Raw genomic sequence first — 16,974 nt, 5'->3', positions numbered from 1 at the left:
CTCCTTGGCCGACATGGCGCGGCCTTCATCGCGACGCTAAAGAGCGCCACGCCCGTTTGAAAGAGGCGATAAGGACAAGGCTCAGGAAGACGACATGACCGCCCTCATCCTCCACGGCGGCGCCGGCGCCCGGCGCGAACGCAACTACGACGCCGAGGTCGTGCATATGCGCGAGGTGGTCGAGGCCATGAAGGTTCGTCTGCACGCGGGAGACAGCGCCCTTGATGTCGCCACGGCCGCCGTCGTCATGCTGGAGGATTCGGGCCTCTACGTCGCCGGCAAGGGCGCGTCCCCCAATCTCGCCGGCGCCTATGAGCTGGACGCCAGCATCATGGACGGATCGACCAAACGCGCTGGCGCCGTCGCCGCACTCCAAGGCTTCCGCAATCCCGTCGTCGCCGCGCGCGCGGTGATGGAGAAGACGCCGCATATCATGCTGGCGGGCGAAGGCGCTGGCCTGTTCGCCCACGACCAGGGGCTGGAGCCCATCGCTGACGAGGCCGCCTGGTTCACCGGCGCGGGCAAGGGTGAGGACAATCATCCGCCCGGCACGCTCAGCCACGGCACCGTCGGCGCCTGCGTGCTGGACAGCCAGGGCCGTCTCGCCGCCGCCACCTCGACCGCAGGCGTCTTCGGCAAGATGCCGGGCCGCGTGGGCGATACTCCGATCCCCGCCGCCGGAACCTGGGCCGACGCCAACGCCGCCACCTCCTGCACCGGCCAGGGCGAATATTTCATCCGCGTCGCCGCCTCCGCCCAGGTCGCCTGGCGTGTCGCCGCCGGTCAGTCGCTGGCCGAGGCGACCCAGGCCGTCATCGATGAGATCGGTCAGATGGGCGGCGACGGCGGCGTGATCGCCCTGGACGCCGCCGGAAACATCGCCGCCCCTTTCAACAGTCAGGGCATGAAGCACGCCTGGCTGACGCCTGCCGGCGAGATCGGCGTCCAGGTCTTCCGCGACTAGGTCTTTGCGGACATCAACTCCGAAATGGTGGTCAGCAGCAATTTCAGATCGACAGGTTTGCTGACCACCGCATCCATGCCCGCCGCCAGATAGCTCTCGACCTGCTCCACCATCGCATTGGCCGTCAGGGCGATGATCGGCGTGTGGACCAGCCCCTGGTCGGCCTCGCGTTGCCGGATCGTGCGCGTCGCCGTTGGACCGTCCATGTTCGGCATCTGCACATCCATCAGGATAAGGTCCCAGTCGCGCGTTTGCGTCGCTTCGACCGCCTGAAGACCGTCATCGACGATCTCGACCTCGATCCCGACCTGGCCAAGAAGGCCCCGGATCACCTGCTGATTGACCGGGTGGTCCTCGGCGACCAGCACCCGCAGCGCCCGCTCCGGCTCGGCGTCCGGCGCATCCTCTTTGGTCTTCAACGGCTGAGCGGGTTTCAGCGGCAGCGTGACCACGAAGCTCGCCCCTTCGCCCGCCTCGCTCTCCACCTCGATCCGGCCGCCCATCAGCTCCACCAGGGTCGCCACAATCGACAGGCCCAACCCGGCCCCGTCACGCCGGTCGACGGCCGCCGCCTCGATCTGGGCGAAGCGCGTGAAGAGCTGCCCGATCTGGTCCGCCGGTATGCCCCGCCCGGTGTCCGACACGCGTAACACCACCCCGGCGTCCGTCCGCGCGACAGCCAAGGCCACCTGGCCCTCGGCGGTGAACTTGATGGCGTTGGACAGCAGGTTGAACAGGATCTGACGCAGCCGGACCGGATCGGCGCTGACCCAGCCCAGGCCCGGTGAAACGACGTGGAAAGCCAGGCCCTTGCTTTCGGCCAACGGCCGCAGCGTCTCAGTGACCTCATGCACCAGGGCATCCGCATCGATGGGCTGCGGCACGATCTCCAGTTGCCCCTCCTCGATCCGCGACAGGTCCAGGATCTGGTTGATCAGGTCCAGCAGGGTGTGGGCCGACCGATCCAGGATCTCCAGTCGCGCCTTCTGCCGATCCTCCAGCGCGTCGCCCGCCATGATCTGCGCCATGCCGATGATGCCGTTCAGAGGGTTGCGGATCTCATGGCTCATATTAGCCAGGAAGCGGGACTTGGCGGCATTGGCCTCGTCCGCCTCCAGACGCGCGCATCGGGCGGCGTCGCGGTCCAGCACGGCCGCCTCATGCGCCGCCTGCACGTCCATCAGCAACGCCTTGTTGCGCTGGTCCGCCGCGAACAGGTCGCACCACAGCGCGTGGGTCGCGCGCGAGATGATGAACAGAATCGTCGCCAGCATGACGAAGGCCGCCGCCACCGCCAGACCGTGCGGTCCGATCAGCGAGGGATAGATCACGACCAGCACGGTCGCGCAGATCGGCGCCGCCGCCAGCGCCATTAGCCGAGGCGCCGCGCTGAACTGAACGAAGGCCACACCGATCGACCAGACCTGGATCAGCACCACCACCAGCATGACATCGACACGCGGGGCCAGCAGCCAGGCGATCAGCGGCCCGGACACCCCCAAAGCGAACCGGATCGCCACGATAGCCATCAGCAGCGGGGGCCAGCCCGCGATGGGGGCGTCGGTCTTCTGGTATCGCTTGACGCGCCCTTGGGCCCAGGCGTCGAACGCCATGCCGATCAGGGCGAACTCAAACCCGAGCCAAGGCTGACCCAGGGCGGCCAGAATCAGCCCGGCGGCGGCCCAACTGCCGTAGAGAACGGCGGGCGGGGTAACCATATTTTGTAGGACGAAGGCCCAGACCGCGATTTTTTCTTCGGAGACAGAAGTAGCGATCGCTCGTCTCGGCACGCGTCCTCGGCGGTGGTGGTCGCTTGACTGCGACTTGCGGCGATTAGGTCGCCGTCGTGGATTTGTCCATGAACGACCTTCACCGCATCCGGTTCATTACATCTCGGTAAGGTGCATGTCAGCGAAGGGCTGTTAACGTCACGCCGCCCGGCGTTCCGGGCTTCGGAGCCCTTCATGAAATCCCGCCTGATCGCCACCCTCAAAGTCGGGGCAGCCGCCTCCGCCCTCCTTCTCGGCCTCGCCGCCCCCGCCTTCGCAGAGGGCGTCGCGCCCGCCGCAGCCGCCGTTCAATCGACGGGGCAGGCGCCGCAGGGCGTGACCGTGCCCCCGCTAGGCTTCACCAAGCGCGTCCTGGCGAACGGGCTGGAAGTCTATTCGGCGCGTGACGCCGACACCTCGAACGTCACGGTCCAGGTCTGGTACAAGGTCGGCTCCAAGGACGATCCGGCTGGCCGTTCGGGCTTCGCCCACCTCTTCGAACACCTGATGTTCAAGTCGACCACCAATCTGCCGCCCGAAACCTTCGACCGGCTGACCGAGGACGTGGGCGGCTCCAACAACGCCTTCACCGCCGACGACACCACCGCCTATTTCGAGACCGTGCCCGCCAACCACCTGGAGCGGATGCTGTTCGCCGAGGCCGACCGCATGGGTTCGCTGGTCGTGGACGAGCCGACCTTCGTCGCCGAGCGCGACGTGGTGAAGGAGGAATACCGCCAGCGCATCCTGGCAAATCCCTACGGCCGCCTGTTTGGCCTGTTCGTGCCCGAGACCATCTACCAAGACAGCCCCTATCGCCGTCCGGGCATCGGCTCGATCGAGGAGCTGGAGGCCTCGTCGCTGGAGGACGTGCGCCGCTTCCACGCCACCTATTATCGCCCCAACGCGGCCTATCTGATCGTGGCCGGCAACTTCGACCAGGCTCAACTTGACCGCTGGGTGGATCAGTATTTCGGCCCGCTGAAGAACCCGACCACGCCGATCCCGACCAACAATGTCGTCGAGCCTGAGCCGACGGGTCCGCGCAACGTCACCTACTATGCGCCCAACGTACCGCTGCCGGCCGCCGTCGTCGCCTGGCCGACGGTGAAATACGCCGACGCCGACCGCGCCGCCCTGACCGTTCTGGACGGCATCCTGTCCACCGGCGAGTCCAGCCGCCTGTATCGCTCGCTGGTCTATGACAAGCAGATCGCGGCCCAGATCGGCTCGACCCCCGACTTCTCGCAGCAGGCCGGCAATCTGTCCGCCCTGGCCATCATGGCTCAGGGCCATACGGCCGACGAAGGCATCGCCGCCCTGAACGACGAGATCGCCAAGCTGCGCGACGTTAAAGTAACCGCCGAGGAATTGGCCGAAGCCAAGAACGAACTGGTCGCCGACGCCCTGCGCAGCCGCGAGACGGTGGACGACCGCGCGACCGCCCTGGGCTTCTCGCTGATCAACACCGGCTCGGCCGCCGCCGCCGACGAAGAGGTCGCCCAGATCCAGGCCGTCACCGTCGCCGACATTCAGCGCGTCGCCCGCAAATATCTGACGCCGCAGCGCCAGTCGACGATCACCTTCCTGGCCGCCGACGATCAGAACCCCGCCTCGGTCCAGAAGATGAACGTGGACGCCCCCGTGAAGGTCGCCGACCTGGCCCCCGCCGGCCCGCCCGCCGTCCTCCTGCCCGAGGCGGAGCGCAAGCCCCTGCCCCAGCCGGGCGCCGAGGTCGCACCCGTGACGCCGACCGTCGCCGACTTCCGCTTGGACAACGGCCTGCGCGTCCTGGTCGCCCCGACCGACGGCGTGCCGCTGGTCTCGGCCCGCCTCAGCTTCGACGCCGGTTCGTCGGATGATCCGACGGGCAAGGCCGGCGTCGCCGCCATGACCGCCGCCCTTCTGACCCAGGGCACCAAGACCAAAACCGCGCCCGAAATCGCTACCCAGATCGAACAGTTGGGCGCCAGCGTGGGCGCATCAGCCGGGGTCGATTTCTCGAACGTCTACGCCAACGCGCCGTCGAACGCCTTCCCGGCGACCGTCGCCCTGATGGCGGATCTGGTGAAGAACCCGACCTTCGCCGGCGAAGAGCTTGAACGTCAGCAGGCCCAGACCCTGGACGGCCTGCGCGTCGCCCTCAGCCAGCCGGCGTCCATCGCCGGCATGACGGTCGGCCGCGTCATCTACGGCGACGCCCCCTACGGCGCGACGATCACCCAGCAGACGGTTCCGGCCATCACGGCGGCCGACGTCGCCGCATTCCACGCCGCCCGCTACCGGCCGTCGGACGCGACGTTGGTCTTCTCGGGCGACATTACGCCGGCCGCCGCCCGCGCCCTGGCGCAACAGGCGTTCGGCGACTGGCGCCCGGCCGGCGCGGCCCCGGCCGCTGCGACCAACCCGGCCGGTCAGCCCCTGGCTCCGCGCATCGTCGTGGTGAACCAGCCCGGCGCCGGTCAGGCCGCGGTCGTCGCCGCCGTTCGCGGCGTGTCGCGCACCGATGCGGACTTCTTCCCGCTGACGGTCGGCAACACCCTGCTGGGCGGCGGCTTCTCGTCGCGCCTGAACCAGGAAATCCGCATCAAGCGCGGTCTGTCGTACGGCGCCTCGTCGTCGCTGGGCGCGCGGGCGGATGCGGGCCTGTTCACCGCCTCGACCCAGACCAAGAACGAGACCGCCGACGAGGTCGCCGATCTGATCCTGGCCGAGATCGCCAAGCTGGGAACCGAGACTCCGACCCAGGCCGATCTGGCCCCGCGCCGCGCCACCCTGATCGGCGGCTTCGGCCGCTCGCTGGAGACGGTGGACGGCCTGGGCGCCCTCGTCGCCAACCTGGCGCTCTATGATCTGCCGATGAGCGACCTCGCCGACTACGCCGGCCGGGTCCGCGCCGTCACGCCGGAACAGGTCGAGGCCGCCTTCGCCGAACACCTGCCGGTCAACCGCGCCAGCCTGGTCATCGTCGGCGACGGCTCCAAATTCCTGGACGATCTGCGCGCCAAACACCCCAACCTCGAAGTCATCGAGGCCGGCGCCCTGAACCTCAACAGCGGTTCGCTAAAGTAGAACTGAAAGCTGGACGGCCCGTCGCCTCTGCGCGGCGGGCCGTCACTCCTTTTCGGCTAGACCGACAGGCACACCACCTGCGCCACGCGCAGATCGCGCCTCAGCCGGTTGGACACCTGGCCGTAATCCTCGGTCGTGATGGCCTGGCCGCGCGCGTCGTCGGCCGGCGTCTGTTCGCCGCGGATCGCCGGACCGAACGTCTCGGGCGCCGTCGTATAGATCCGGCCCCGCCTCGGCGCCTCGGCGATGGTGACGCCCACGACGCGGCCCTGCGCATCCAGCGCCGGCGCGCCCGACAGGCCCGACAATGTGCCCTCAAGCCCGTTGGTGCGCCCGACCTCGGCCCAGGACAGCACCGGCTCGTCGCGCGCGCCGCGCCCGAAGACCTTCAAGGTCTCGCGCCCCAGCAGGCGAGACGTCACCTCGCCGGGACGCCCCTGAGGAAAGCCCGGATGGAAGGCGCGCTGCCCCTTGCGCAGCGGCGCCCCGACCGCGACCGGCAAGGCCGCCGGCCCGCCGTCGGTGATCAGCAAGGCGACGTCGGCGCGCGGCGCCAGACGGACGTCGGCCGCGACCGCCCGCCCCTCGCCGACCACCAGCGCCGGCTTGCGGCACCCCTCGACGACATGGCGCGCCGTCACCCAGCGCCCCCGTCCTGCGATGGAGAAGGCCGTGCCCGACGACGGCTTGAACGGCGCTTCGCCCGCATCGACCGTGACGGCGGCGTCAAAGGGGGTGATGGGGCCTAACAGCGCGCCCTCAGCTACATCGGCGTCGGCCTCCTCGACCGGCGGCGCATCGGCGTTCTCGCGCCGCCCCAGGGACACCGCCAGAAACACGGCCGCCACCGCTCCATAGATGGCCCAGTCCGGCAGGCGGGGAAACTGCATCGCCCCGGCCGATCAGCCGGTGAGCGCGGCGGACAGGATGACGGCCGTCGCCAGCTTGGCGCCCAGCAGCACCACCGCCGCCGAGATCTCGCCGTGGCGTATGCGTTCAGGCAGGCCCGTCAGCAACAGGTCCACGACCCGGAAGGCCAGAAGCTGCAGCACCACGGTCGCCACGCCCCAGATGGCGATGTCGCGCACCGAGGTCGACACCGACAGCGATACCGCCAGCGGCACCGCCAACCCCACCAGAATGCCGGCGAAGGCGATGGCGGCGGCGACATTGCCCTGACGGATCAGGGCGACCTCCTTCCATGGCGTCAGCAGGGCATAGACCGTCGCCCCCGCCACGAGCAGCAGCAGGGTCACGATCAGGTGCATCACCATGACCGGGAAGCCCGAGGCGAAAGCCTGCACCTCGGCGCTGGAAAGGACATTCGACAAGGAGGGGTCCATGCCCAGACGCCTTGCCCGATTGTCGCCCCAATCCGCAAGCGCGCCGGGGACACACTGCGTGACATTATGTGTCCGAAGGTTGTGTCCTCTCATCAAGAGAGGACACGAGGATCAGGCCGCCGCCTGCTCCGCCTTCCGGAGCGCCGAGGCTCTGACCTTTTCACTTTCGGACTTCAGCTGACCGCAGGCGGCCAGGATGTCGCGGCCGCGGGGGGTGCGGATGGGCGACGCGTATCCGGCCTTGTTCAAGATGGCGGCGAAGCGCTCGATCGTCTTCCAGTCCGAGCATTCGTATTCGACGCCGGGCCAGGGGTTGAACGGGATCAGATTGATCTTGGCCGGAATGCCCTCGATCAGCTTCAGCAGGGCGCGCGCCTCTTCGGGGCTGTCGTTGACGCCCTTCAGCATGACGTATTCGAACGTCACCCGCCGCGCGTTCGACAGGCCTGGATAGGCCCGGATCGCCGCCATCAGCTGGTCCAGCGGGTACTTCTTGTTCAGCGGCACCAGCACGTCGCGAAGCGCATCGTTGGTGGCGTGCAGGCTGATGGCCAGCATGGCCACCGTCCGGTCGCCCAAGGCCTGAAGCTGCGGCACTACCCCCGAGGTCGAGACCGTGATCCGACGGCGCGACAGGGCGATGCCCTCATTGTCCGAGATGATGTCGATGGCGTCGGCGACGTGGTCCAGATTGTAGAGCGGCTCGCCCATGCCCATGAAGACGATGTTGGATAGGCGCCGGTCTTCCTTGGGCGACGGCCATTCCTCAAGGTCGTCGCGCGCGACCTGGACCTGGGCCACGATCTCGGCGGCGGTCAGGTTGCGCACCAGCTTCTGCGTGCCGGTGTGGCAGAAGGTGCAGTTCAGGGTGCAGCCGACCTGGCTGGACACGCACAGGGCGCCGGCCCGGCCCACGTCGGGAATATAGACGGTCTCGATCTCGATGCCCGGCGCGGTGCGGATCAGCCATTTGCGCGTGCCATCCTTGGACACCTGGCGTTCGACAACCTCGGGACGGGCCAGGGTGAAATGCTCGGCCAGCTTGGCCTGCATATCCTTGGCAACATTGCTCATGGCCGAGAACTCGGTCACGCCATAGTGGTGGATCCAGCTCCACACCTGGCTGGCGCGCATCTTGGCCTTTTCGGGCGGACAGACGTTCGCGTCGATCAGGGCCTGGCGCAGGCCGGCGCGCGTCAGACCGCTGAGGTTGACGGGAGCTTTGACGGCGGGCGCGTTAGAGACGCGCGAAAGATCGAGCGTGATGCTCAAGGCGGCGATCCTGCGTGAGGTTGAGCCGGCCTATATAGCACGGATCCCGGCGATTGCATGGCCGGGGCGGATTCGACCGCCTAGAGGCCCACGTCCCAGACGCCGGCGTCGCGCATCCGGGTCTCGCGCGCCTCCTCGGCCCGACCGCCCATGTCCTTGGCCATGCTGCGGATCGCGGTCGAGACGGTGATCTTGTGCACGCCCGGCACGATCGCGTGGGCGAAGGCGGCGCCCGCCAGGCCCAGCAGCTTGAAGCCGAAACCCGCCGAGGCGGCCATATGCTGCAGATAGGTCTCGTCGACCTCGCGCGGGTGGTCGCGGAACAGGCGGTCGAACGGGGTCGAACCCGACCGGCGGCGGTCGATCGTCGTCTGGCTCATGGCGGCGGCCTTCCCTGCTTCGTCGGGCCTATGGTCTCGCCGTACTGCTCCGGACGCAACCCCCAACCGCGATCTGATCATTGGACGTGACCGACACGCCACCTGCCCGCTTCAGACCCATCGTCAGAAACGAAAACTCGGTCTAGGGTCGGCGCTCGATCAAGGAAATGCCCATGCCGATCCGCCTTTCGCCCGCCTCCTCCATGGCCGTCGCCCTGGCCCTGCTGGCCTCAGCGACGCCGGTGCTGGCGCAGTCGGGCGCGGCAGGCCTGCCCTATGACGCCCGGCGCGGGGTCTTCAGCTTCTCGTCGGGGCTCGAGGGCTCGCTTCCGGCGGTGGTTCAGGTCACGACCCTGGGCCAGTCGCGCGGTCCCAGTTCGAACGCGGCCGATCCCAAACCCTACGCCTCCGGCTCCGGCGTCATAGTCGATGCGGCCGAGGGGCTGGTGATCACCAACAATCACGTCGTCGAGGGCGGGCGGAAGTTCACCGTCGATCTGACGGACGGTCGCCTGTTCGACGCCGTGCTCGTGGGGGCGGACAAAGCGACCGACATCGCCGTGCTTCGCATCACGCCCGACGGTCGGCCGCTGAACCTCAAACAGGTCCAGACGGTGGATTCCGACACCCTGCGCACCGGCGATCTGGCCTTCGCGGTCGGCTATCCGCTGGGCCTGGACCAGACCCTGACCATGGGCGTCATCTCGGGCCTGAACCGCTCAGGGCTAGGCGATGCGGTCGAGGACTATATCCAGACCGACGCGGCCGTGAACTCGGGCAACTCCGGCGGGCCGCTGCTGGACAGCCGGGGCCGGCTGATCGGCATCAACACCTCGATCCTGTCGGGCGGTCTGGGCGGGGGCAATGACGGTATCGCCTTCGCCGTGCCGACGCGGATCATGCTCTACGTCGCCGACCAGTTGAAGAAGAACGGCGAGGTCAAGCGCGGCGCGACCGGGGCCATCTTCGGCTCGCTGAACGCCGAACGCGCGCGCGACCTTCATCTGGGCATCGTGCGTGGGGCCGTTGTCGCCGATGTCGCGCCGGGATCGCCGGCCGAACGCGCGGGCCTGCGCCACAATGACGTCATCACCCGGATCCAGGGCCGCCCAGTCGCCAACGCCGGCTCGGTCAACGCCACCATCGGCATCGCCGCGCCGGGCTCGGACCTCAGCGTCTCCTATCTGCGCGGCGGGCGCGAGGCGACCACGTCGCTGGCGGTCGAGACGCCCGCTGATCAGCCCGTGATCGTCGGGGCCCAGTCGGTGCTGGCCTATGGGGCGACGCTGCGAGACCAGGACGGCGGTGCCCAGGTCACGGCCGTCTCGGCCGGCTCGCCCGCCGCCCGGGCCGAGCTGACGGCCGGCGATGTGATCACCGCCATCGCCGGCGCGCCCGTCGCCGACTCTCGCGCGGCCGCGATCGCGCTACAGGGAGCGTCGGGATCGGTCGAGGCGACCGTGCTCAGAAATGGAGAGGCCCTGAACCTGACCCTGTCGCTCTAAGGCGGGGTCAGACGCCGACGGGGCGCTGTCTGGCAAGCTCCAGACAGCGAAACGCCCGCCTTGCCAGGGAGGGGGAGGGGAAAGGCAGGGCGGGCGCTCGCTTGGAGGAAGCATCGGCCGCCGGAGCCCGTAAACTGGAAACATCCAGGGGGGCTGGGGGGGGCTGTTCAGGATCCGGGACGCTTCCGAACTCCGACGAGCCGATGATCGATATTTCGTTGCGCATACGGGCGGGCGAAGGACCGAAACGGGGCCATTTCGTGTCTGCGTCGATTTCCTGGCCGCCTCTGGCGTCGGGCCGCCAGCGGCCTAAGTTGGACGTATGAGCCTGAACCCTCACGACACGACGCCAGCGCCCGGCCCCGTCTTCTTCGACCGCCGCGAACTGGATCCTATCCTCAGGATCTATGGCCGCATGGTCGCGCAGGGCGAATGGCGCGACTACGCCATGGTCGGGCACAAGGACTTCGCCGAATTCGCCGTCTTTCGCCGCAGCGGCGACGCCCCGCTCTACCGCATCGAAAAGCGCCCCGCCCTCCAGACCCGCCAGGGCCAGTGGGCCGTCATCGGCGAAGGCGGCCAGATCCTGAAACGCGGCCGCGACCTGGCCCAGGTGCTGCGGGTCTTCGACGGCCGCCGGTTTCAGGTGGTGGAGTGATCATTTCACCTCGTCGAAGACATAGGCGAACGATCCCTCCCGCGTGACGAGTTGTCGACCGTTGGTGCCGGCGCGTTCTTCGAAGACATAGCCGTCCGCGCCGGGCGTGATCGACACGAACGAGGTCGCACCATCGTCGTCGGTTTGGCTGGCCATCTCGCTGCGCCAACCACCGAAGTCAAACACAGTCGACGCGTCTTGCCGATGGACAGTGAGCGGCCCCAAATCCTTGCTGACATAGCGATCGGCCAGTCGTGACGCAGCCTGGGAATCGGCAGGTGCTGTCATCGACCGACGCCCTTCACCCAGACTGGCCTTAAACCTGCGCGCATAGTTTTCAAGGTCCGCCGCGGCGCGCGGTTCGCCGTCGAAAAGCACCTCCAGAAGGCGACGACGGAACACCGCCCGCAACGCCGCCCCTGAATCGGAATTGATCAAGATGACCGCGCCCACGTTCTGGTCCGGCAGCCAGATCATGTCCGCCCGATATCCGTACTGGGTTCCGCCGTGATGAACGACGGGCACACCCCAGATTTCGTCGATCTTCAGGCCCATGCCGTAATATTCGTCGCTGCCTTCCGCCACTTGGGGAATGCGACGCGCCACAAGCGGCTCTTCGGCGATATAGCGCCGTCCGTCCGGCAAGCGTCCTCGCGCCAGTTCCATCTGCACATAGTGCAGCATGTCGCGCACGGTGCTCCATTCGCCGCCATCCGGGCGAGAAGGGACGCCGGCGTCGTTCAATCCCATCACGGCGACCCGCTGTACGCCGTCGATGTCGAGCGCATGGGGCGAGGCATGGTCGCCCGCCATCACGCGCGCCTGGTTGAAGGTCGTTTCCGTCATACCCAATGGGCCGAAAACCTCATCCTGCATGGCCAGATCGTAGGCCGCGCCCAACTCCATTTCCGGATGCAGGATGTGAGCCGCCAGATAGCCACCCGCCGCCGCCATCAGGTTGGAGTATTGATAGATTTCCCCGAAGTCGCTGGTCGGCTTCATCTCCGACAGCCAGTCAAGCACGGTCGCCGCCTGGGCTTCGTCGCCCTGGAATATCCACGGGTAGTCCTGTCTCGGCAGTCCAGTGCAGGCGCACACCAGATGACGAACGCGGACCTGTCGCGTTGTGACTGCGTCGCCCAGCCTGAAGGCCGGCCAGACTGAGGACACCGGCGTGTCCCAGTCCAGCAGTCCCCGTTCAACCAATCGCGCCAAAAGAAGGGTCGTCAGGGCCTTGCCGTTCGAGCCGATCATGAAGGCGGTGTCGGCGTCGACGGTTTCGGACCGTCCAATCTCACGGACCCCGAACCCGCCCTGGAACACGACCTCGCCGTCCTGCACGAGCCCTAGCGCGACACCCGGGATGTCGAGGTCGGCCCGGGCCGTCTCGATGAAGTCGGTCAGCGCCTGGACCCGCGTTGCATCGAGGCGATGAGCCTGGCGCCCGGCGAAGTTTTCGCGCCGATAGCCCTGGGGGAGGAGGCGACCTAGCGCGACCTCGATTTGGGAATCGCGCTTTTCCGCGATCGCGTCATCCATATCGTAAAGAACGACCGTCCAGTCGCCGCCCTCCCGATAGGCGCGCGCATAGGCTGTTCGCCCTTCTTCAGCGCGATAGGCGTAGCTTCTGATCTGCGCCCAACCATCGCGCAAAGGCAGATCTCGCGCAGAGAGCTGTGGCAGAGCAGTCTTGTCGTGAGCCGCCCACGCTGCGGCTACGGCGTGATCCGCATCCCCGCCGCTGGTGTCCGTGAAGATGAGAAAGGAACCCGGCTCGGGCGTTTCCAGAATGATTGACGACGCCTCTCGTCGCACGGACCAGGCCGATGGCGCCATGACGCCGACGCCGTTAGGCAATCGTATTTCGGCCGCAGAGCTCTCCACTCGGGCCTGAACCTGGCCTGTCGCCGCCAGAACGAGCAGCCCAAGCCCTAGGCCGCACCCGAAACGCCGCATCATAGAGATCATGCATCAGCCTCGCCGTTTTACGCAGGAGGCTTTGGAGTGCGTGAATGGATGCAGAGAGAGATCAAAAAAAGGGCCCCGTGAGGGGCCCTTCTCACATCCGTCTTTCGACCGTCCTCAGTTCCGGTTGCCGCCCATGAAGGCCAGCAGGAATTGGAACAGGTTCACGAAGTTGATGAACAGGCTCAGAGCGCCGAAGCCGGTCGCCACGCCCATCGCGTTCTGATCGCCGCCCAGGGCGTAGTAGGTCATCTTCAGACGCTGGGTGTCGTAGGCGATCAGACCCGAGAAGATCAGCACGCCCAGGCCCGAGATGATCAGATAGAAGGTCCCGGACTGCAGGAACATGTTCACGATAGAGGCGATGATCAGGCCGATCACGCCCATGATCAGGAAGGTGCCCATGCCGGTCAGGTCCTTCTTGGTCGTATAGCCCACCAGGCTCAGACCGCCGAAGGCCGCCGCCGTCACCAGGAAGGTGGTGGCGAGCGAGCCGCCGGTATAGCGAAGGAACAGCACGCCCATGCCCGCGCCGATTGTGGCGACCACGGCCCAGTAGAGCATGTTCACGCCCTTGGCGGTCGGGTTCTTCATGAAGAACATCGAGCCGAACAGCATCACCAGCGGCGAAAACTGGACGATCATGCCCAGGATCGTCAGGCCGATCCGGCCGTCCGCCGTCTGGACGAACAGCAGCTGCTGCACCGCCGGCACATTGCCGGTGACATAGGCCAGGGCGCCGGCGACCACGAGGCCCAGGGCCAGTTTGTTGTAGACGCCCAGCATGAAGCTGCGCAGGCCGGCGTCGACCGACATGTCGGCCGTCTGCGGCAGAGGACGGGCGTAACCGTTGTTAAAATCGCTCATGGCGACGAACTTTCTCCGATTGGCCGGAGAGGCTTCTCCGGTCACAGGCTTTGAATATCGTGAGCCGAGGCCCGCGCTGCAAGGAAAACCGGACTTGGAGGCTTGTGTTCCGGCCGCTACCTTCGGTCGCATGCTTCGTCTGTTCACCGCCCTGACCCTGCCCCCCGATGTCGGAGAGACGCTGAAACGACGGCAATCGGGCCTGCCCGGCGCAAGGTGGCGGCCGCTGGACGCCCTGCACGTCACGCTCGCCTTCTATGGCGAGACCGACGAACGCCGCGCCGACGACCTGGCGTCGGAGCTGACGCGCGTGACGGGCGGTCCGTTCGAGATCGCGCTGAAGGGCGTCGGCTGTTTCGGCGACGACCACCGCAGCCATACGCTGTGGGCCGGGGTCGAAACGCCCAATGAGCGCCTGTCGGTTCTCGCCGGGCGCTGCAAGGCCGCCGGAGAACGCGCCGGGATCGGCATGGAGGCGCGCGCCTACAAACCGCATGTGACCCTGGCCTATCTGAAGACCCAGACCAATCCCGACCGGCTCGGCGCCTGGGTGTCGGGGCACAACCTGCTGCATTCGCCGCCGATCCGCATCGACCGCTTCGGCCTGTATTCCAGCGTACTGACAGACAGCGGCAGCCATTACGAACTGGAGCGGGAGTATCTGCTGTGAATGACCCCGCCTACGCCCTCCCGCCCCACGTCGTTCTGGGGCCGACCCTGGAGACAGAACGACTGATCCTGCGTCCGCCGGCGATTGAAGACTTTCCGCGCTGGGCCGCGTTCATGGCCGATCCCGAGACCGCCCGCTTCATCGGCGGGGTTCAGCCCGCGCCCCAGGTCTGGCGTCTGATCTGCACCGTCGCGGGGATGTGGGCCCTGACGGGAGAGGGCATGTTCTCCATCCTGGAAAAGGAGACCGGCCAGTGGATCGGCCGCGTCGGGCCGCTTCACCCCTATGGCTGGCCCGGCCGCGAGGTGGGCTGGAGCCTGCATCGCGACGCCACCGGCAAGGGCTATGCCGTAGAAGCGGCCGCAGCCACGATGGACTACGCCTTCGACGTGCTGGGCTGGGAAGACGTGATCCACTGCATCGCGCCCGAGAACCTGCCCTCGGCGGCGGTCGCAACACGGTTGGGTTCGCGCAATCGCGGACCGGGCGTCCTGCCCGAACCCCTCCAGGACATCGCCATCGATCTATGGGGCCAGACGCGCGACGAATGGGCGATCAATCGGACGCGTCTGAAGGGCTGATCACAACCGGACGCATCGGCGCATCGTATTCCCTCCAAACCGAACGAGGATACGCCCATGTTCCGCGCCAGCCTGATCGCCGCCTCCATCGCCTTCGCCGCCCTGCCGTCATTGGCGTTCGCCCAGGCGTCGAACGTCGATCTGAACCGCTTCGACGGCCGGTGGTTCGAGATCGAGCGCAATCATAACAACGTCCAGAAGGACTGCAGCCGGGCGCAGATCGACTTCACGCCGCAGGGCGCCGCCGCCCGCTACGCCATCACCGTCACCTGCGTCCGGCGCGCCGACGGCAAGGTCGAGACGCTGCGCGCCAACGCCCGTGTCACCGACACCACGACCAATGCGAAGTTCCGATTCAGCCTGACCGGCCTGCTCAGCTTCGGCGGCCTGGCGGGCCAGAACTACTGGGTCTACGACCATGCCCCGGACTACAGCTGGGCCATCATGGGGCTGCCGGACAAGTCGAACTGGTGGATCTGGCACCGCAACCAGAATGCCTCGCAGGCTGAGCGCGACCGCATCTTGAGCCGCGTCCGCGCTCTGGGCTTCAGCACCGGCCGCCTGATCCACACCGGCCTCTAAGGCGCCGCTTGCGATAGGAACGTAGGCGGAACATAAGCTGTCGGCATGTCCGCCGTCGCCCATCTCGAACTCGTCTTCAGCCGTCCCGAGACAACCCTTTCGGTCACGCGCGGCGCGGCGCGGCTGATGATGGACATGGGGTATGCGCCGCTCCTGGAAGTCTGCCTGCCCAACGGCCGCCGCGCCGATGTCATGGCGATCGGGCGTAAGGGCGACATCGTCATCTGCGAGGTGAAGTCGGGCGTCGAGGACTATCGCGTCGACCGCAAATGGCACGAGTACGAACCGTTCTGCGACGCCTTCTTCTTCGCCGTCGCGCCCGAGTTTCCCCAGGACATCCTGCCCGACAAACCGGGCCTGATCGTCGCAGACAGTTTCGGCGGGGCGGTCGTGCGAGACGCGCCCGTGATCGGCTTGGCGCCCGCCCGCCGCAAGGCGCTGACGCTGGCTTTCGCCCGGCTGGGCGCGATGCGGACCTTGCGGGACTAGAGCCGGCGGAAGACGGCGGTCGCAAAACCTTCGGCGACCAGACGCGCCTCGACCTCGGCCAGGTTTTCGATCACCACGCCCCTGCCGCCCGTGGCGTGGATGATGCGTTCGCCATCCAGCATCAGCGCCGAATGACCGGTCCAGTCCTGATCGCTGTTCGGCGCCAGCCAGACGACGATGTCGCCGCGCTGTAGGTCCGACGAAGACGCCGCGCGACCCATCTGGGCCTGCGCGTCCGACCGGCGAGGACCGGGCAGGCCGCATGCCAGCAGAGCCTGCTGCACCAGGCCGGAACAGTCGGTGGAGATCGAAGACCGCGCGCCAAGTTCATGCGGCCGCCCGAGCAACCGCTCGGCCACCGCGACCAGATCCGTCTCGAAGGCGCCGACGGGCTTCAGATCAGCCTCGGCCACATCCGTCGCCTCTATCACCAGAGCGTTTAATGGAAGGGCGGCATCCACGCCGGCGATCCAGTGCGTAGCCAGCGGCGCGCCTGCCGACAGACTGTCCAGGACGACCCAGCCGACGACGCCGTCGCGGCGCGCCCGGCCCCAGGCCCGTCCGTTCGACCGATCCAGGACGTCGAAGACCTCGCCATGCAGAAGCTGGTCGATGCGACCGTTAACGTCGGACAGGATGTCGGCCACGGCGACGCGACAGTGCATGGCCTCGGTCGCCCGATAGGTGTCTGCGCGCACCAGCCCTTCCAGCGCCTGTTCGGCGAGGTCGGAGCGAACGAGGCGCTCGCCGGGCGGAAGAAGGTCGAGGACGTCGGTCAACGTGAACTCGCATTGCTGAACCCACAGCCTTATCCCCCGATGGCTTAGGGGCCGTTAACGCGGGACGCTTTTGCGAAA

General features: G+C 67.4%; 16 protein-coding genes. 8 read left to right on the top strand and 8 right to left on the bottom strand.

Annotated features, from left to right (window positions below; genetic code table 11):
- Nucleotides 1-94: 94 nt before the first annotated feature.
- Complete coding sequence (locus tag JX001_RS02670) at nucleotides 95-964, top strand: isoaspartyl peptidase/L-asparaginase family protein (protein ID WP_205682179.1); 870 nt, start codon at nucleotides 95-97, stop codon at nucleotides 962-964.
- Here the strand turns inward: JX001_RS02670 and JX001_RS02665 are convergent.
- Nucleotides 961-2,682, bottom strand: a complete 1,722-nt coding sequence (locus JX001_RS02665) for a hybrid sensor histidine kinase/response regulator (RefSeq protein WP_205682178.1) — start codon at nucleotides 2,680-2,682, stop codon at nucleotides 961-963. The two genes, JX001_RS02670 and JX001_RS02665, sit on opposite strands and share 4 nt — an antisense overlap.
- A 246-nt stretch (nucleotides 2,683-2,928) precedes the next feature.
- Between JX001_RS02665 and JX001_RS02660 the strand changes: the two genes are divergently transcribed.
- The gene (locus JX001_RS02660) at nucleotides 2,929-5,805 is read left to right on the top strand and encodes a M16 family metallopeptidase (protein WP_205682177.1); all 2,877 of its coding nucleotides are present in this window, start codon (nucleotides 2,929-2,931) and stop codon (nucleotides 5,803-5,805) included.
- Between the two features lie 56 nt (nucleotides 5,806-5,861).
- Here the strand turns inward: JX001_RS02660 and JX001_RS02655 are convergent, their stop codons facing one another.
- The 4 genes from JX001_RS02655 to JX001_RS02640 all read right to left on the bottom strand — a co-directional run bounded on the left by JX001_RS02655 (nucleotide 5,862) and on the right by JX001_RS02640 (nucleotide 8,800).
- Nucleotides 5,862-6,695, bottom strand: a complete 834-nt coding sequence (locus tag JX001_RS02655) for a S1 family peptidase (RefSeq protein WP_205682176.1) — start codon at nucleotides 6,693-6,695, stop codon at nucleotides 5,862-5,864.
- 12 nt (nucleotides 6,696-6,707) lie between these two features.
- Nucleotides 6,708-7,148: a DUF350 domain-containing protein gene (locus JX001_RS02650; RefSeq protein ID WP_205682175.1), complete on the bottom strand. Its 441-nt coding sequence runs from the start codon at nucleotides 7,146-7,148 to the stop codon at nucleotides 6,708-6,710.
- 111 nt (nucleotides 7,149-7,259) lie between these two features.
- Entirely contained in the window at nucleotides 7,260-8,420 is a 1,161-nt protein-coding gene (gene rlmN / locus JX001_RS02645; RefSeq protein WP_205682174.1) for a dual-specificity RNA methyltransferase RlmN, read from the bottom strand.
- An 80-nt stretch (nucleotides 8,421-8,500) separates the two neighbouring features.
- Nucleotides 8,501-8,800 (bottom strand): DUF6356 family protein, encoded by a 300-nt coding sequence (locus tag JX001_RS02640; protein ID WP_205682173.1) that lies wholly within the window; start codon nucleotides 8,798-8,800, stop codon nucleotides 8,501-8,503.
- 173 nt (nucleotides 8,801-8,973) lie between these two features.
- On the opposite strand from JX001_RS02640, the gene JX001_RS02635 reads away from it, so the two are divergent.
- Both JX001_RS02635 and JX001_RS02630 read left to right on the top strand, forming a co-directional pair.
- Complete coding sequence (locus tag JX001_RS02635; protein WP_205682172.1) at nucleotides 8,974-10,305, top strand: trypsin-like peptidase domain-containing protein; 1,332 nt, start codon at nucleotides 8,974-8,976, stop codon at nucleotides 10,303-10,305.
- Between the two features lie 322 nt (nucleotides 10,306-10,627).
- Entirely contained in the window at nucleotides 10,628-10,963 is a 336-nt protein-coding gene (locus JX001_RS02630) for a DUF2794 domain-containing protein (RefSeq protein ID WP_205682171.1), read from the top strand.
- Here the strand turns inward: JX001_RS02630 and JX001_RS02625 are convergent, their stop codons facing one another.
- Nucleotides 10,964-12,931 carry a serine hydrolase domain-containing protein gene (locus JX001_RS02625; RefSeq protein WP_205682170.1) on the bottom strand — a complete coding sequence of 656 codons (1,968 nt, stop codon included), beginning with the start codon at nucleotides 12,929-12,931 and terminating at the stop codon, nucleotides 10,964-10,966.
- A 114-nt stretch (nucleotides 12,932-13,045) separates the two neighbouring features.
- On the bottom strand, nucleotides 13,046-13,795 hold the full coding sequence (locus JX001_RS02620; RefSeq protein WP_205682169.1) for a Bax inhibitor-1/YccA family protein: 750 nt from the start codon (nucleotides 13,793-13,795) through the stop codon (nucleotides 13,046-13,048).
- Nucleotides 13,796-13,925: 130 nt separating this feature from the next.
- On the opposite strand from JX001_RS02620, the gene thpR reads away from it, so the two are divergent.
- The 4 genes from thpR to mmcB are packed head-to-tail and all read left to right on the top strand — an operon-like array spanning nucleotide 13,926 to nucleotide 16,117.
- Entirely contained in the window at nucleotides 13,926-14,465 is a 540-nt protein-coding gene (gene thpR, locus JX001_RS02615; RefSeq protein ID WP_205682168.1) for an RNA 2',3'-cyclic phosphodiesterase, read from the top strand.
- Complete coding sequence (locus JX001_RS02610) at nucleotides 14,462-15,046, top strand: GNAT family N-acetyltransferase (RefSeq protein ID WP_241004724.1); 585 nt, start codon at nucleotides 14,462-14,464, stop codon at nucleotides 15,044-15,046. Before thpR ends, JX001_RS02610 begins: the two co-directional genes overlap by 4 nt.
- Nucleotides 15,047-15,103: 57 nt before the next feature.
- On the top strand, nucleotides 15,104-15,628 hold the full coding sequence (locus tag JX001_RS02605; protein WP_205682167.1) for a lipocalin family protein: 525 nt from the start codon (nucleotides 15,104-15,106) through the stop codon (nucleotides 15,626-15,628).
- 45 nt (nucleotides 15,629-15,673) lie between these two features.
- Complete coding sequence (mmcB, locus tag JX001_RS02600; protein ID WP_205682166.1) at nucleotides 15,674-16,117, top strand: DNA repair putative endonuclease MmcB; 444 nt, start codon at nucleotides 15,674-15,676, stop codon at nucleotides 16,115-16,117.
- Here mmcB and JX001_RS02595 read toward each other — a convergent pair.
- On the bottom strand, nucleotides 16,114-16,896 hold the full coding sequence (locus JX001_RS02595) for a C40 family peptidase (RefSeq protein WP_205682165.1): 783 nt from the start codon (nucleotides 16,894-16,896) through the stop codon (nucleotides 16,114-16,116). The two genes, mmcB and JX001_RS02595, sit on opposite strands and share 4 nt — an antisense overlap.
- Between the last annotated feature and the right edge of the window lie 78 nt (nucleotides 16,897-16,974).

The sequence above is a fragment of the Brevundimonas fontaquae genome, assembly GCF_017086445.1.
GTDB lineage: Bacteria > Pseudomonadota > Alphaproteobacteria > Caulobacterales > Caulobacteraceae > Brevundimonas > Brevundimonas fontaquae.
This window is presented reverse-complemented; position numbering and strand designations above follow the sequence as displayed.

Bases quoted from the DNA above. Each gene is read 5' to 3' on its own strand.
- JX001_RS02670 (WP_205682179.1), top strand. From the start codon at position 95: ATGACCGCCCTCATCCTCCACGGCGGCGCCGGCGCCCGGCGCGAACGC.
- JX001_RS02665 (WP_205682178.1), bottom strand. From the start codon at position 2,682: ATGGTTACCCCGCCCGCCGTTCTCTACGGCAGTTGGGCCGCCGCCGGG.
- JX001_RS02660 (WP_205682177.1), top strand. From the start codon at position 2,929: ATGAAATCCCGCCTGATCGCCACCCTCAAAGTCGGGGCAGCCGCCTCC.
- JX001_RS02655 (WP_205682176.1), bottom strand. From the start codon at position 6,695: ATGCAGTTTCCCCGCCTGCCGGACTGGGCCATCTATGGAGCGGTGGCG.
- JX001_RS02650 (WP_205682175.1), bottom strand. From the start codon at position 7,148: ATGGACCCCTCCTTGTCGAATGTCCTTTCCAGCGCCGAGGTGCAGGCT.
- JX001_RS02640 (WP_205682173.1), bottom strand. From the start codon at position 8,800: ATGAGCCAGACGACGATCGACCGCCGCCGGTCGGGTTCGACCCCGTTC.
- JX001_RS02635 (WP_205682172.1), top strand. From the start codon at position 8,974: ATGCCGATCCGCCTTTCGCCCGCCTCCTCCATGGCCGTCGCCCTGGCC.
- JX001_RS02630 (WP_205682171.1), top strand. From the start codon at position 10,628: ATGAGCCTGAACCCTCACGACACGACGCCAGCGCCCGGCCCCGTCTTC.
- JX001_RS02625 (WP_205682170.1), bottom strand. From the start codon at position 12,931: ATGATCTCTATGATGCGGCGTTTCGGGTGCGGCCTAGGGCTTGGGCTG.
- JX001_RS02620 (WP_205682169.1), bottom strand. From the start codon at position 13,795: ATGAGCGATTTTAACAACGGTTACGCCCGTCCTCTGCCGCAGACGGCC.
- thpR (WP_205682168.1), top strand. From the start codon at position 13,926: ATGCTTCGTCTGTTCACCGCCCTGACCCTGCCCCCCGATGTCGGAGAG.
- JX001_RS02605 (WP_205682167.1), top strand. From the start codon at position 15,104: ATGTTCCGCGCCAGCCTGATCGCCGCCTCCATCGCCTTCGCCGCCCTG.
- mmcB (WP_205682166.1), top strand. From the start codon at position 15,674: ATGTCCGCCGTCGCCCATCTCGAACTCGTCTTCAGCCGTCCCGAGACA.